Source organism: Paenarthrobacter sp. YAF11_1 (genome assembly GCF_052113445.1).
Classification (GTDB): domain Bacteria; phylum Actinomycetota; class Actinomycetes; order Actinomycetales; family Micrococcaceae; genus Arthrobacter.
This window is the reverse complement of the sequence record NZ_JBFRDF010000015.1, coordinates 33225-49019: the sequence shown is the minus strand read 5'-3', so window position 1 is coordinate 49019 and position 15795 is coordinate 33225. Positions and strand designations below refer to the sequence as shown.

Annotated in this window: 13 protein-coding genes; all 13 read left to right on the top strand. The window is 62.6% G+C overall.

The annotated features are described in order from the left end of the window. The first annotated feature begins 192 nt into the window (after positions 1 to 192). Complete coding sequence (locus AB4Y77_RS19540) at positions 193 to 561, top strand: DUF3040 domain-containing protein (RefSeq protein ID WP_089594493.1); 369 nt, start codon at positions 193 to 195, stop codon at positions 559 to 561. Between the two features lie 436 nt (positions 562 to 997). Beyond that, positions 998 to 1429, top strand: coding sequence for a division/cell wall cluster transcriptional repressor MraZ (gene mraZ, locus AB4Y77_RS19535; RefSeq protein ID WP_018779285.1), 432 nt, complete (start codon positions 998 to 1000; stop codon positions 1427 to 1429). 167 nt (positions 1430 to 1596) lie between these two features. Then, a complete protein-coding gene (rsmH, locus tag AB4Y77_RS19530) occupies positions 1597 to 2595 on the top strand; it encodes a 16S rRNA (cytosine(1402)-N(4))-methyltransferase RsmH (protein ID WP_311214409.1) in 999 nt (332 codons plus the stop codon). Continuing rightward, on the top strand, positions 2592 to 3254 hold the full coding sequence (locus tag AB4Y77_RS19525; protein ID WP_311214410.1) for a hypothetical protein: 663 nt from the start codon (positions 2592 to 2594) through the stop codon (positions 3252 to 3254). The genes rsmH and AB4Y77_RS19525 overlap by 4 nt, the downstream gene beginning before the upstream one ends. Positions 3255 to 3296: 42 nt before the next feature. Then, entirely contained in the window at positions 3297 to 5093 is a 1797-nt protein-coding gene (locus AB4Y77_RS19520; protein WP_311214411.1) for a peptidoglycan D,D-transpeptidase FtsI family protein, read from the top strand. 102 nt (positions 5094 to 5195) lie between these two features. After that, positions 5196 to 6833 carry a UDP-N-acetylmuramoyl-L-alanyl-D-glutamate--2,6-diaminopimelate ligase gene (locus AB4Y77_RS19515; RefSeq protein ID WP_311214412.1) on the top strand — a complete coding sequence of 546 codons (1638 nt, stop codon included), beginning with the start codon at positions 5196 to 5198 and terminating at the stop codon, positions 6831 to 6833. 6 nt (positions 6834 to 6839) lie between these two features. Next, a complete protein-coding gene (locus AB4Y77_RS19510) occupies positions 6840 to 8330 on the top strand; it encodes a UDP-N-acetylmuramoyl-tripeptide--D-alanyl-D-alanine ligase (protein ID WP_442015056.1) in 1491 nt (496 codons plus the stop codon). Continuing rightward, positions 8327 to 9436: a phospho-N-acetylmuramoyl-pentapeptide-transferase gene (mraY, locus tag AB4Y77_RS19505; RefSeq protein WP_089594499.1), complete on the top strand. Its 1110-nt coding sequence runs from the start codon at positions 8327 to 8329 to the stop codon at positions 9434 to 9436. Before AB4Y77_RS19510 ends, mraY begins: the two co-directional genes overlap by 4 nt. Next, positions 9418 to 11007, top strand: a complete 1590-nt coding sequence (murD, locus tag AB4Y77_RS19500; protein WP_311214414.1) for a UDP-N-acetylmuramoyl-L-alanine--D-glutamate ligase — start codon at positions 9418 to 9420, stop codon at positions 11005 to 11007. The genes mraY and murD overlap by 19 nt, the downstream gene beginning before the upstream one ends. Positions 11008 to 11009: 2 nt before the next feature. Further along, the gene (gene ftsW, locus AB4Y77_RS19495) at positions 11010 to 12311 is read left to right on the top strand and encodes a putative lipid II flippase FtsW (RefSeq protein ID WP_311214415.1); all 1302 of its coding nucleotides are present in this window, start codon (positions 11010 to 11012) and stop codon (positions 12309 to 12311) included. Between the two features lie 6 nt (positions 12312 to 12317). Further along, positions 12318 to 13436, top strand: a complete 1119-nt coding sequence (gene murG / locus AB4Y77_RS19490; protein ID WP_311214416.1) for an undecaprenyldiphospho-muramoylpentapeptide beta-N-acetylglucosaminyltransferase — start codon at positions 12318 to 12320, stop codon at positions 13434 to 13436. Further along, positions 13433 to 14803 (top strand): UDP-N-acetylmuramate--L-alanine ligase, encoded by a 1371-nt coding sequence (gene murC, locus AB4Y77_RS19485; protein ID WP_311214417.1) that lies wholly within the window; start codon positions 13433 to 13435, stop codon positions 14801 to 14803. The genes murG and murC overlap by 4 nt, the downstream gene beginning before the upstream one ends. Continuing rightward, on the top strand, positions 14796 to 15701 hold the full coding sequence (locus AB4Y77_RS19480; protein ID WP_311214418.1) for a cell division protein FtsQ/DivIB: 906 nt from the start codon (positions 14796 to 14798) through the stop codon (positions 15699 to 15701). Before murC ends, AB4Y77_RS19480 begins: the two co-directional genes overlap by 8 nt. The last annotated feature ends 94 nt before the right edge of the window (positions 15702 to 15795 follow it).

Genomic DNA, 15795 nt, shown 5'->3' with positions numbered 1-15795 from the left:
CGTCGGACAAACTATCCTATTTATTACAGAGATTTAGATCGTCTGGACAAACTGTTTCCTGAACAGTCGGCCCTGAGATGCCCGCTGAACCACGAGGGAATTTTGGGAACGATTTTCTTGGTCCGATCGTTGTGGGAAACAGACGCACAGAAAGCGTTATGTCCAGACGCTGGCTGACTAAAGGAGGTCGCGATGCCCCTCTCGGAGCACGAACAGAAGCTGCTTGAGCAACTGGAGAAGCAACTTCATGAGGACGATCCGAAGTTTGCCAGCACCATGGGCTCGGATCCCATTCGCAGTTGGTCAACCCGGCATGTGATTATCGGCGTGCTCGGCGCCATTGCCGGCATCCTCCTCCTGCTCGTGGGAGTGTCGATGCAGGCGATACCTGTGGGTGTCCTCGGCTTCGTCGTCATGGGTGCTGGCGTTTACTTCGCCACGCTGCGCGGAGCAGCCTTTGGCAAAGCCGGCAAAGGCAAGCCCGCAAAGGGCAAACCCAAGAGTTCGTTCATGAGCAGCCTGGAAGAGCGCTGGGACGAGCGGCGCCGCGACGATTCCTAAGCGTTCGTTCCACTTTCCACCGGCTGTGCCGGCCACCCTGCTTCACGCACGTCCCTGACGCTTCATCGGGGATATCGAAAGACCCGCAAACTGCGGGTCTTTTTGCGTTTAACCACGTGTGGGGGCAGTCCTCCACTTCCCACCCCCGGACCCACTTTCCACCACTAAACACCGGCAAACTGCGTCGATGTCCGGAGTGAATGCCTGGACCCCCTTCTGCACACCGACGCGCCGAACCGCTGGGGCGATCACCCCTCCACTTCCCGCCACGGGCCTGAAAGCCGCGCCGTTTCGGTCATCTTAAAACTCAAGGTGGTGGAGAAACGCCCCATACTGCGTTGACTGTGGGGCTTTGTGGAGTAAAGTGGAGCGCATAAGAGGGTAGTGGCAGTGTTGGGAATGAACGGGCACCTTAACTGAGGGGCGGTGGGGCCAGATGTTTCTGGGCACTCACTCGCCGCGTCTCGATGAAAAGGGCAGGATCATCCTTCCCGCAAAGTTCCGTGAGGAGCTTGCGGAGGGGCTGGTCCTCACCAGGGGCCAGGAACGCTGCATCTACGTCTTCAGCCAGAAAGAATTCGAACGTATTCACGAATCGATGCGGGAGGCGCCACTGTCTTCCAAGCAGGCCCGTGACTACATTCGCGTTTTCCTGTCTGGAGCCTCTGATGAAGTACCTGACAAGCAGGGGCGCGTGACGATTCCGCCGGCGCTCCGGGCGTATGCAGGCCTCGGTAGGGAACTGGCCGTGATCGGTGCCGGTACCCGGGCGGAGATCTGGGATGCCGATGCCTGGAATGAGTACCTCAACGAGAAGGAAGCAGCCTTCTCGGAAACGGATGACGACAATCTGCCCGGATTCATCTAGCCGGTCGGAGGAAGCAGCATTACCGCTTCTTGAATGGGATCTCCAGCCGCCCATCGAACAGTCTTCCTGGCTCAACTTCCCCTGAGCCAGGCCGGCCGAACGATAGGCGCGGATGGGGATCCGATTCAAGAAACAACAGGCAAGCGATTGAGGAAAGAGGAGGCAGCGTGGAAGAGCAGGACGCGGCAAAGCCCACATCGGAGCGCCACGTACCCGTCCTCAAAGACCGCTGCATCAATCTGCTCGCCCCCGGCTTCGAAGCTGCCATGAAACGTGGAGCGACCCCGGTTGCCATTGACGCGACCCTGGGTATGGGAGGTCACTCCGAAGCCATGTTGCAGCGTTTTCCGGACCTGCACCTGGTCGGCATTGACCGCGACGAGGAAGCCCTTGCCTTGGCCGGCGCACGCCTGGAGCCCTTTTCGAACCGGACGGACCTGGTTCACGCCGTCTATGACGAAATCGAAGACGTCCTGGCAGATCTGGGGATCCCGGAGGTCCACGGCATCCTCATGGATCTGGGCGTGTCATCGCTGCAGCTGGATGAGCGCGAGCGTGGTTTCGCCTACTCCTACGACGCCCCCCTGGACATGCGGATGGACACCAGCCGCGGCCAGACGGCTGCCGATGTAGTCAACAACTACAGCGAAGACGAGCTGGTACGGATTATTCGTAAATGGGGCGAAGAGAAGTTTGCCGGGCGTATCGCCAACAGGATCGTGAATTCACGAACAGAGAAGCCTTTTGCAACCACCGGCGAACTCGTGGAGCAGATCCGCAGTGTTGTCCCCGCCGCAGCCGCGAAGAGCGGTGGCCATCCCGCTAAACGCACGTTCCAGGCGTTGCGGATTGAGGTCAATGAGGAACTGGATGTTCTGGAACGGGCCGTTCCTGCAGCCGTTGCCTCTACGGCCATGGGGGGCCGGATTGTAGTGATGTCATATCACTCGCTGGAGGACAAGATTGTGAAGTCGGTTTTCCAGACCGGATCCAAATCCTCAGCCCCACTTGGTTTCCCCGTGGAACTTGAAGAACACAAACCCGAACTAAAGACCATCACCAAGGGCACGGAAGTGCCTACGGCAGCAGAAATCGCTGAGAATCCCCGCGCGGCGTCCGCCCGTTTGAGGGCAGTAGAGCGCATCAAACCGAGGAGAGACGCATGAGCAACGCCGCAGCGAAGACACTGCCCTCCGTGGTGGGCAATACCGCCCGTGCGCTGCCCGCTCCTGCCGGAAAGCCCGACGCCGGACGCAAGGCCCGCACTCCGCTCTCCCTGGTGCGCACCGCTCCGGGCAAACGCCGGACACCTTTCGTGGTCCTCTGCTTCGTGGCCATGGCAGCCGCCCTCCTGACCGTACTTGTCCTGAACATCTCAGTTTCCACTGCCCAGTACCAACTGGTGCAGCTCAAGGCTGAGGCAGCCACCCTGAACAAGGAAAACCAGGACCTGACACAGAAGAAGCAGAATTTCGAAGCTCCCCAGAATCTGTCGGCAAAGGCTGCAGAATTGGGGATGGTTCCTTCCACTGTCAAGGGACAGATTGATCTGAATACGATGACCGTCACCGGAAAGGCAACGCCGGCAGTTAAGGGAGATGCTCCTTTGGCCCAACTTGCTCCTCCGGCCGTCGCGGGGATGCTGGACGTGGTTCCCTCGGTGACAACCAAGGATCCGCTGGAGAACCTCAAACCGGTAACACCGGTGGCACCGGCCACTCCAGCGGCGCCTGCTGCAACCACCGCACCACCGGCAGCCGCACCGCCGGTTGAACTCAACGGGGGATCAGTCCCGGCCCCCCAGCAGAAGGCACCCGGGCAGTAATCCATCAGTCCACTGAAGCTAGGCCAGCAGCAAGGAATCAACGTGGCTCAGAACCCCGGCACATCGAAAAAAACGAAGACGCCGGCGGCAAAAAAGCGGCTGCGTGTTGGTCTTGGCATCATGCTGACCCTGCTCCTGGTTGTGGGTGGGAAGCTCTTCATGGTCCAGGGCCTGGACATGGGAGGAATGGCCGAAGCCGCACTGGCGAAGCGCCTCACTCCCCAGGTCCTGCCGGCAGAGCGCGGACAGATTGTGGACGCGAATGGAACTGTGTTGGCCAGCAGCGTCATCCGCTACAACCTGGTGGTCGATCAGGTCTTGAATACGAACACAGCCTCTTTCAAGCGCTATAACGAGAAGACCGACGAGATAGAGACCATTACCAGGGACCAGGGCATCTCGGAGCTTGCTACGCTCCTGGGGTCTGACGTGGAGAAGATCCGTGAGGCCCTGACCGGTGAGAAGAAGTACTTCGTGGTCGCCAAGGACATCAAGCCCGAACTTGAAGACCGCATCTCCAAACTGAACATCCCGGGAGTGGTCCCTGAAGGCGTCAGCAAGCGCGTGTACCCCAACGGCAGCGTTGCCGGTGGCGTGGTGGGTTTCCTCCAGGACGGGATCACTGGACAAGCGGGCATCGAGCAAACCCAGGACGAGATCCTTCGCGGTGTTGAAGGGAAGCGGGTCTTTGAGATCGGCGCTGACGGCCTGAGGATTCCGGTGGCCACCGATGAACTGACTCCGGCCGTGGACGGCAGCGACGTCAAGCTGACCATCAACACCGACATCCAGTACTTCGCCCAGCAGGCCATCCAAAGCCAGGTGAACAAGATGAACGCGGAGTGGGGGTCCATCATTGTGATGGACACCAAGACCGGCAATCTGGTGGCCTTGGCTGATACCAACGCCCCGGATCCCAACGATCCTGGAAAAGTGGACGCCAAGGATCGGGGCGTGCGCTCCGTGACGGCAGCCTACGAACCCGGGTCAGTGCAAAAGATGATCACCGCAGCAGCTGTCATCGAGGAAGGCAAGTCCTTCCCCTTGGATCACTTCACCATTCCAACGGCCTACACCATCGACGGACAGACGTTTACGGATGCCTTTGAGCACGGTACGGAGGAACGCACCCTGGCGGGCATCCTGGGATGGTCCATGAACACCGGAACCGTCATGGCAGGCAGCAGGTTGACCAAGGAACAGCGCTACGACTGGCTGAAGAAATTCGGCATTGGAGAGCAGACGGACATCGGGTTGCCGGCTGAAGCCACGGGCATCCTCGCCAAGCCTGAGCAGTGGGACGAACGGCAGCAATATACGGTGCTGTTCGGCCAAGGCGTTTCCCAATCCACCCTCCAGACAGTCCGGGCGTTCCAAAGCATCGCCAACGACGGCGTGATGCTGCAGCCCAGGCTTATTGACAGCTACGTCACCCCCGAGGGGGAGGAACAGAAGGTTGCCGCCAAGGATTCGCGCCAGGTGGTGTCCAAGGACACCGCGCAGCAGGTCCGGGACATTCTCGAGAGTGCCGTGACCGAGGGGCAGATCAAGGACGCGGCCATCGATGGCTACCGGGTTGGTGCCAAGACGGGAACCTCCCAGGCGCCCCGTGAAGACGGTTTGCCCGGCTTCGACGGCTATACCGCCTCGATGGTGGGCATGGCACCGATGGACGACCCGCGTTTCATCGTCGAAGTGGTCCTGCAGCGTCCCAAGGGAAACATCTACGGCGTCACCAACGGGCCGGTGTTCCGATCGGTGATGGCGCAGGTACTGCGGACCTATAACGTGGCTCCTTCCACGGGAACTCCCGCGCGCCTGCCCCAGTTCGTCAAGTAAGCTTCTTGGGCGTCTGTTTCGGCCAAAATTCGATCCACCACTAACGGCCCGGGCGCCGCTGGCCCCCAGCCGGTCGTTCCACGAGCACCAACGGAGAACCACGTGTCAGAGCACAATGAGGCAGCCAACAACGTCACGACGCCGGATGCAGGCCGGTCCGGCTTTCGCCCCGGGTCTGTGGCAGCGGTGCCTTTGGCCACCATTGCGGAGGTCCTTGGCGTTGCTGCCCCGGAGGGATTCCAGTCCGGGGGAGTAACGGGTATCACGCTCAACTCCAGGGCTGTGGAACCCGGTGATCTCTATATGGCTTTGCCGGGGGCTTCGCGCCACGGTGCCGACTTCGTTCCCCAGGCAGTTGCGGCCGGTGCAGTCGCGGTGGTGACGGACGACGACGGGGCGCGCCAGCTTGCGCTGGCCGGCGAACAGCCGGTGCCTGTCCTGATCATTGACGAGCCGCGCACGGCGGTGGGTCCTTTGGCAGCCCTGATCTACCGCAGCCAGCCGGCCGAGGGTGGTTACCCGACGCTCTACGGTGTCACCGGGACCAACGGCAAGACAACCACCACCTACTTCATCAACTCGCTGCTGCGGGCCCTGGGCAAGAAGCCGGGGCTCATTGGCACCATCGAGATCGTGGCGGGCGGCGAACCGATCCCCAGCCTGCTGACCACACCGGAGTCCACAGACGTCCACGCCCTGCTGGCTTTGATGCGGGAACGAGGCTTGGAGGCTGCCTCCATGGAAGTGTCATCCCATGCGATCTCCTACCGACGTGTGGATGGTGTGATGTTCGACGTCGCGGGCTTCACCAACCTCACCCAGGACCACCTGGACCTGCATGGGAGCATGGAGGAGTACTTCCGCACCAAGGCAGATCTTTTCACCGCAGGCAGGGCCCGGCACGCCGTTGTCACCGTGGACGACGAATGGGGACGCAAGCTCGCGGAGGCAGCCGGCATCCCTGTCACAACCCTCTCGGCCAAAGACTCCAACACCGTCGCTGACTGGCATGTCGCGGAGGTCTCCGCACGAGGACTCGGCTCGGAGTTTGAACTCCGGCACGTCGGTGGACGCGCCCTGCGCGTCCATACGGGTCTGCCCGGGGACTTCAACGTCGCAAATGCAGCCCTTGCAGCCGTCATGGTCCTGGCCTCCGGCGTCGATGAGCAGACTCTGCAGGCAGCGTTGGATGCCCACGATCCTTTTACCGTTGGTGTTCCGGGACGAATGCAGTTGGTGTCGACCGAACCGGCGGCCGTTGTTGATTTTGCCCACAATCCCGATGCTTTGGCGCGTGCCCTGGAGGCCGTGCGTTCCCCCCAGGAGGGCTCCAGGGTCATCGTGGTCTTCGGCGCCACTGGCCAGCGCGATCAAGGTAAGCGGCCCACCATGGGTGCCATTGCCGCGCGCCTGGCTGACGTAGTGATTGTCAGCGATGACGATCCCCATGACGAAGATGCCGGCTCCATCCGCGCCGAGGTCCTGCAGGGCGCCCACGCGGCGCGCGATGCCGAGGGTCTGTCCAGCGAGATCATCGAGTCCTACCCCAGGGACGCGGCGATCCGGCTGGCCGTGGAGATGGCCACAGTCAGCGACACCATCCTGATAGCCGGACGTGGCCACGAAGTGTGGCAAGAGGTCAAAGGCGTCAACCTGGCGCTGGACGACAGGGTGGAATTGCGCGCCGCCTTGACATCCAAGGGATTCAGCGTTTCAACGGACCAGCGGATAGAGTCCTAAACCGAGATGATTGCACTTACTGCGGCGGAGATCGCCGACATCACCCATGGCCGATTGACCGGAGCTCCCGACGTCGTGCCCACCTCCGTCGTCACTGATTCACGGGAAGCGACACCCGGTTCCCTGTACGTGGCCAAGCCCGGCGAGCACGCCGACGGCCACGACTTCGTTGATGCCGCGTTCGAGCGCGGCGCCGTACTGGTCCTCGCCGAACGTGAAGTGGCCGATGCCGCCGGAAGCCCTTTCCCCGCCGTCGTGGTTGACGACGCGGTCTTGGCCATGGGCGCGCTGGCAGCGGAGAGCGTCCGGCGCATCCGGGCTGAACGTGCGCAGCGTGGCGAGGACTTTACCGTCATCGGCATCACGGGCTCGGCCGGCAAGACCACCACCAAGGATCTCCTCGCCGGAGTGCTGACGGAGGCCGGCAAGACGGTGGCCCCGCAGGGTTCCTATAACGGTGAGGTGGGTGTGCCGCTGACGGTTTTCGCCGCTGACGCAGACACCCGGTACCTGGTCATCGAGATGGGCGCCACTGGATTGGGCCACATCAAGTACCTTGCGGACATGGTCAAGCCGGACATCGGCGTTGTCCTGGTAGTGGGCACGGCGCACGCAGGTGAATTCGGCGGCGTCGAAAACATCGCCCAAACCAAGGGCGAACTCGTTGAAGCCCTCAGCGAGCACGGCACAGCGGTCATCAACCTGGACGACGGCCGCGTTGCAGCCATGCGCAGCAGGACCAAGGCCAAGGTCCTGGGCTTCACGTCGTCACCGGCGACTACCGAGGAAGTCGAAGCCCGCAACGTAGTGGTCAATGACCAAGGGTTCCCGGAATTTGATCTTGTACTGCCCGACGGCGGGCCTGCCGTCGAGGTGCGAAGCCGCCTGATCGGTGGTCACCATGTGACCAATCTGTTGGCCTCCGCGGCAGCCGCGTTTGCCGCAGGCATCCCGGCCGCCGCTGTTGCCGCCTCCTTGAGCTCACAGTCTGCGGCCAGCCGCTGGCGCATGGAGCGGACGGAACGCGCGGACGGCGTGACCATCATCAATGATGCCTACAATGCCAATCCCGAATCGATGCGGGCAGCGCTGCGGACCCTTGCAGACCTCGGGCAAGGCAGGAGGACCTGGGCGGTCCTTGGGGCCATGCTTGAACTGGGGGAGGACTCCATCCGCGAGCACACCGCAGTGGGCACGCAGGTGGTCCGCTTGAACATTTCACGGCTGGTGGTGGTGGGACGCGAAGCACGTGCCCTCTACGTCTCAGCCATCCAGGAAGGATCCTGGGGTGACGAATGTTCGTTCACCGAGACAGTGGAAGAAGCCTACGAGCTCCTTCAGAACGAGCTTGAACCCGGTGACCTGGTGCTGTTCAAGTCCTCCAACGGAGTGGGGCTGCGGCATTTGGGTGATCGGATAGCATTACCTCCACGGGCCGAGCCCACCGGAGTCAACGCGGCTGAAGCGGCCGCAAGCGAAGGGAACGAGCTGCTGTGATTGCACTTTTGATCGGCGCCGGCGTCGCCCTTCTGGTGGCCCTGATTGGGACACCCCTGTTCATCAAGTTCCTCGTGGCCAAGAGCTACGGGCAATTCATCCGGGACGACGGTCCGACGTCCCACCACACCAAACGCGGCACCCCCACCATGGGCGGAACTGTGGTGGTGGCGGCCGTCCTCATCAGCTACTTCGTGACCCACCTGATCATGTGGATGATGAACCCCCGCTCCCCGGGGCCATCGGCGTCCGGGCTCCTGCTGCTGTTCCTCATGGTGGGCATGGGTTTTGTGGGCTTCCTGGATGACTACATCAAGATTTCCAACAAGCGAAGCCTGGGCCTGAACGCCCGCGCCAAGCTGATCCTCCAGGCAGCGGTGGGGATCATCTTCGCTGTCCTGGTATTGCAGTTCCCCAACGAGGACGGCTTGCGCCCGGCATCCACCCAGATCTCGTTGGTTCGCGACATCCCCTGGCTGGACCTCGCTTTTGGGGGAACCGTGCTCGGTGCGATCCTCTTCATCGTGTGGTCCAACCTGATCATCACCGCGGCCACGAACGGCGTGAACCTGACTGACGGCCTGGATGGTCTGGCCGCGGGTGCCTCCATTATGGTCTTCGGGGCGTACACGATCATGGGGATCTGGCAGAACAACCAGGCCTGCGGATCGCCGCGTGAAGCGGGCAGTGGCTGTTACCAGGTCCGGGACCCCATGGACCTTGCCCTGCTGGCAGCGATCCTCAGTGCCGCCCTGGTGGGCTTCCTGTGGTGGAACACGTCACCGGCCAAGATTTTCATGGGTGACACGGGGTCCTTGGCGATCGGCGGCGCAGTTGCGGCCTTCGCCATCCTGTCCCGCACTGAACTGTTGCTGGCCTTCATCGGTGGGCTCTTTGTCCTGATCACCCTTTCGGTCATCATCCAGGTGGGCTTCTTCAAGCTCAGCGGCGGCAAACGTGTCTTCAAGATGGCGCCGCTCCAACACCACTTCGAACTGAAGGGCTGGGCGGAAGTCACCGTGGTGGTCCGTTTCTGGATCCTCGCCGGCCTCTTCGTGGCCGCCGGCCTTGGAATTTTCTACGCTGAATGGGTGGTACTGCTGTGAACGGAAGCCCGGAGACAACGCCGTCCGCCGTGGACAGGCTCAACGGACTTACAAGCTGGGACGCTGACTGGAGCGGCCTGCGGGTGGTGGTAACGGGAATCGGCGTGTCCGGCTTCTCGGCTGCTGACACCCTGATCGAGCTTGGAGCCAAGGTAGTGGTGGTTGATGCGGCCACCACACCCAAGGCCAAAGCCCAAGCAGACACCCTGAAAATTGTTGGCGCGGTGGATGTGTTGCTGGGGGAAGATGCCGTCAGTGCCTTGCCGTTGATCGATGATTCTCAGCCTGAACTCGTTGTTACCTCGCCGGGATGGCGGCCCGACCAAGCGTTGCTCGCTGCCGCCAAGCGCAAGCACATCCCCGTCTGGGGAGATGTAGAACTGGCCTGGCGACTCCGCGTCCGCGAGGGACGCAAGACGGCGGATTGGCTCACCATTACCGGTACCAACGGCAAGACCACCACCGTGGGCATGACCGAATCCATGCTGCAGGCGGCGGGGCTCAAGGCCATCGCCGTAGGCAACGTGGGAACCCCCATCCTCGATGCGCTGCGCGATCCGGTGGACTACGACGCCTTTGCTGTTGAGCTCTCCAGCTTCCAACTCCACTGGAGCCACTCCTTGTCACCTGTGGCCAGCGTGTGCCTCAACGTCGCTGAGGACCACGTGGACTGGCACGGATCGTATGCCTCCTACCTTGCGGACAAGGCCAAGGTGTATGAGAACACCCAGAAGGCTGCCGTCTACAACGCGGAGCAAATCGAAACCGAACGCATGGTGGAAAATGCCGATGTGGTGGAGGGGTGCCGTGCCATTGGCTTCACCACCAACACACCTGCCATCAGCATGCTGGGTGTGGTGGACGGACTGCTGGTTGACCGTGCCTTCATTGCCGAGCGCAAAGACTCCGCAGCGGAGTTGGCCGCGATGTCCGACCTCGGGCCCGTGGCGCCGCGGCACATGGTGGCCAACGCGCTGGCAGCCGCTGCGTTGGTCCGCGCTTACGGGATTGAGCCGGCAGCGGTGAAGCAGGGCCTGGTCAACTACCTGCCCGGCGCCCATCGCATCCAATTGGTGGCCAAGCAGAACGAGGTTCTGTGGATCAATGACTCCAAAGCCACCAACCCCCATGCTGCGTCCGCTGCGTTGTCTTCCTTCCAGCAGGTTGTGTGGATAGCGGGAGGACTGTCCAAGGGAGTCAACTATGACGACCTTGTCAAAGAACATGCGCCCCGACTGAAAGCTGTTGTGCTCATCGGTACCGATACCGAGGCGCTGGAAGGCTCCCTCCAGCGACACGCACCGGATGTCCCCGTGATAGCGCAGGCGAAGGGCGACACTGAAAAAGTGCAGACCGTAGCCGGCAATGCCGCTTCGCCCATCTACGGCGAGGCCATCATGGCCCAGGCCGTGGCGTCGGCGGCCCAACTGGCCATGCCAGGGGACACCGTCCTGATGGCACCCGCGGCTGCATCCATGGATCAGTTCTCTTCCTACGCTCACCGCGGCGATGCTTTCGTCCAGGCAGTTCGCGAGCTTGTGGAAGGGCAGGCACCGACCACCGAGGAGTAACAATGGTCAGCACGCCCACCCGCACCCGCGGCAAGGACCCCCGGGACGGGAAACCCAAGGCTCCGGCCAAGCCGGGGAAGAAGCCTTCCGGGCTCCGCGGACACCTGCGCAACTTTTGGGACAGCCTGGAAGGCAAGGACAAGGCGCCCAACAGTTCCACCTACTACCTCATCCTGGGGTGTGCCTTGGCCCTCACTGCCATCGGAATCATGATGGTCTTGTCCGCTTCAAGTGTCGAGGCGATTTCCGAAGGGAAATCGCCCTATGCGGATGCCTTGAAGCAAGCCGGGTTCGGCGTGGTCGGTCTGATAGGTATGTATGTCATTTCGCGGACCAACGTAAACTGGATGAAAAGGCTGTCCTGGTGGGCCCTCGGTGCGGTGGTGGTGCTCCTGGTCCTGGTCCAGGTTATGGGCAACACCGTCAACGGCAACAAGAATTGGATCGACCTTGGCGGGATAACCCTCCAACCGTCAGAGATGGCAAAACTGATCCTCTGTATCTGGATCGCTGCTGTACTTGCGCGCAAGCAGAAATTCCTCCACCGCTGGTGGCATGTCATCATTCCCGTGGTACCCGGAGCTGGAATGGTCATCGCCTTGGTGATGCTGGGCAACGACCTCGGGACGGTCATAGTCATCGCGGCCATCACAGCCGCAGGACTCTACTTCGCTGGAGTGCCGGGGAAGATGCTGGCCATCGCCGGTGCCGTTGGCGCAGTGGGCGCCGTCCTGGGAACCATCAGCAGCGCCAACCGCATCTGCCGCATTACCTCGTGGCTGGGCACGGCTTCAGCCTCTTGTACGGAAAACTTCGACTTCGACTTCCAGTCCACCAACGGCATGTACGGCCTGGCGCAGGGAAGCTGGACCGGGCTGGGGCTGGGCCAAAGCCGGCAGAAGTACAACTGGCTTCCCGAAGCCCACAACGACTTCATCTTCGCCATCATCGGAGAAGAGCTTGGACTGGTGGGGACCCTGGTGGTGTTGGTGCTGTTCGCGATCCTCGGCATCGCCATCTTCCGGGTGGTGGTCCGGCAAACCGACCCGTTCCAGCGCACGCTTGCCGGTGGGATCATGGTTTGGCTCCTGGGCCAGGCCAGCATGAACATGGCGGTCGTGACACAGCTCCTCCCCGTGGTGGGCGTGCCCCTTCCCTTCATCTCCTACGGTGGTTCAGCACTGATCATGTCACTTTGCGGTATCGGCGTAGTCTTGTCCTTGGCCCGAGGCCAGTTGCCGCCGCAGCAGCGCCCCCGGTTCCTGCCGCGCCGTTCTCCGAAAACCGCACGAAAGCGTACATAGCACTTCATGACTCCTGATTCCCGCACTGCGTCCAAGCCTTTGTCCGTCGTCCTTGCAGGCGGCGGTACTGCCGGGCACGTGAGCCCACTGCTGGCCATCGCCGATGCCATCAAGGACAAGCGTCCGGATGCTTCCATCCTGGCTGTCGGCACGCCGTCGGGCATGGAAACGCGGCTCATCCCGGCGGCCGGATACGAACTCGCCACGATTGACCGGGTTCCGTTTCCGCGCCGGCCCTCCCTTGACCTGATCAAGCTGCCGGGCCGGTTGCTGGCCGCGGTCTCCCAGGCCAGGCGGATCCTGAAGGATGCCAACGCGGACGTCCTGGTGGGTGTTGGCGGCTACGTTTGCACTCCGATGTACCTCGCCGCCCGCAAACTCGGCATCCCCGTGGTGATCCACGAGGCCAATATGAGGGCCGGTTTGGCCAACCGCGTGGGAGCCCGGTTCAGCAACCACGTTGCAGTGGCCTTCTCCGGCACCCGGTTGAGGGGCGCCCGTCATGTTGGCATGCCCATGCGGCGTCCCATTTCCGGGCTGCACCGGTCAACGGCGGCGCCTGCCGCCAAGGAAGCCTTGGGCTTTGCCCCGAACCGACCCGCGTTGATCGTCACCGGCGGTTCCTCGGGAGCCATGAGCATCAACCGATCCATCGCTGCCGCTTTGCCGGCATTGGCGGCCAGCGGTATCCAGACCCTGCACATCACCGGCAACGGTAAAGCGCTCCTCAACGACGACGGCGGCCTGCTCGCAGCCGAGGGATATCGCCAGGTTGAGTATGTGGATGGGATGGAGAACGTCTACGCAGCGGCCGACGTCCTTCTGGCACGCGCCGGCGCAGGAACGGTCAGTGAAGTGGCGGCGGTGGGAGTCCCGGCCGTGTTTGTGCCGCTGCCCATCGGCAACGGGGAACAGGCGCTGAATGCTGCTCCGTTGGTGGATGCGGGCGGGGCGCTCCTGGTTGAAGACAAGGACCTCAGCCCGGAATGGCTTGAAAGAGAACTCATTCCCCTGCTCTCGGACCACGGCCGGCTCGCCGCCATGGCGCGCAAATCCGAAGCCCTTGGTATAAGAAACGCCGATCAGCGCATGGCTGATCTTGTCCTGGAAGCGGTATCCGCATGACCACCAGCATCGCCCCCCTCGAGTCCCTGGGCCGCGTCCACTTCATTGGCATCGGCGGCGTGGGAATGTCCGCCGTCGCCCGGATCATGGTGGCCCGCGGCGTCCCTGTCAGTGGTACCGATGCCAAAGACCTTCCAGTCATGCACGACCTCTCCTCGGCAGGGGCGCGCATCGCGGTGGGGTACCACCAAGGCAATCTGGCAGACGCACAGACGATCGTCGCGGGCTCAGCCATCCGCGCCGACAATCCGGAACTCGCCGCAGCGCGTGCCGCCGGGCTGCCGGTGTTGCACCGTTCCGAAGCTTTGGCAGCCACCATGGCCGGCCACCGCGTGGTGACAGTGGCGGGCACGCACGGCAAGTCCACCACTACCTCCATGATCGCCGTCCTGCTCAAGGAAGCCGGAGTTGATCCGTCTTTTGCCATCGGGGCCAACGTCCCGGCGTTGGGAGTGAACGCAGCCCATGGTGACTCCGACATCTTTGTTGCCGAGGCGGACGAGTCCGACGGTTCCTTCCTCAATTACCGGCCGCTGATCGCGGTAGTGACCAACGTCGAAGCCGACCACCTGGACCACTACGGAACACCGGAAGCGGTCTTCGCGTCCTTTGACAACTTCGCGGCGCTCCTTCCCGCTGACGGCGTTCTCCTGGCCTGTGCCGACGACGCCGGCGCCCGTGCCCTGGCCGAGCGCACCGCAGGCCAGGGGACCACGCGGGTACTGACGTACGGGACCTCGGACGACGCCGACATCCGGCTCTTCGACGGCGGCCCGGGTGACGTTTCGGTGGCCATCGGGGACCAGGTCCACAAGGTTGAATTGCAGGTTCCCGGACGTCACAACGCCCTGAACGCGGCAGCCGCGTTCGCGGTCGCCGTCGAACTTGGTGTGGAACCGGAAGCTGCCGCCGCCGCGCTGGGCCATTTCACCGGCGCCTCGCGAAGGTTTGAGCTCAAAGGCCAGGGGAGGGGAGTGCGGGTCTATGACGATTACGCCCACCACCCCACAGAGGTTCGCGCTGCCTTGTCGGCGGCCCGCTCGGTAGCAGGCGGCTGTAAAGTCCATGTCCTGTTCCAGCCGCACCTGTTTTCGCGTACGCGTGAATTTGCCAAGGAGTTCGCCGCGGCATTGGACGCAGCGGATACTGCCTTGATCCTGGATATATATCCTGCCCGCGAGGATCCGCTTCCCGGCGTTACCAGTGCCTTGATCGCCGACCAGCTGGCCACGGGACGGCTGGTGGCAGCTGACGAAGCAGTGCAGGCCCTGGCAGCCGTCGCCCACGACGGTGACGTTATCCTGACCGTGGGAGCCGGCGACGTCACTGCCTACGGGCCAGTGATCGTGGAGGCCTTGGGTGGCTAGCACCCGCAAGCCGACGTACAGGCCGGGAACAGAATCCCGACCGGGCACCCCACGGCCGGGCAGCGGAGCCGACCCCGTCATCAGCGCGCAACGCTCCATTGACCCAGAGGCGAATTCCGTCACGGTTGCGCCGCCGCCGGCCACCGGTAAATCCGCCACGTCCGGCGCATCGTCGGACAACGTCATTGTCTTTCCGGAGCCGAAACGGCGGCGCCAGCGAAGACTGCTGATATGGACGCTGTCCATTGTGGCGGCTGCCGTGGCGGCCTTGATCGCCGGAGCGGTCTTCTCGCCCGTGCTGGCAGTCAGGACCATCACGGTTGACGGCACCTCGCTGTTGACTCCGGAAGCGGTGCAGAAAGCTCTTTCCGGACTCGAAGGCAAACCCCTGCCCCAAGTGGGTGAACAAGAGATCAACGAGCTCTTGAAGCCACTGGTGCAGGTTCGCTCCGCCACGATGGAGGCGCGGCCGCCGTCGGAGTTGCTGGTGCATGTCAACGAACGCGTTCCGGTGGCCTTGCTGAAGCAGGGAGACTCCTACGTGATGGTGGATGTGGACGGTGTGCAGCTCGGGGCAACCAAGGACCAGTCAGCGGTGGCGCTGCCCTTGATCGATGCCGGGGCCGGAGCCACCAACACGGAGTTGTTCAAGGCCATCGCGGCGGTCCTTGACACCCTGCCTGCCGATGTCCGGGCCAAGATGTCCACGGCCTCGGCAGCCTCTCCGGACGCCGTGGAGCTGAAATTGGTGGATGGAAAGACGGTAGTGTGGGGCAATGCCGAGGACAGGGAACTGAAGGCGAAGGCACTGGAAGCGCTGCTGAAGATGCCTGCGGACCCTAAGGTTCAAGTGAGTGTCTACGACGTCAGCGTTCCGCGGCACCCATTCACAAAATAAGCAGCGTTGAGGACGTAACCTACGACCGGCGGGGGCCTTATTTCGCGGCAATCACACGACACGCGCAAGCGGAGATTGCATGTGCGAAGCATAG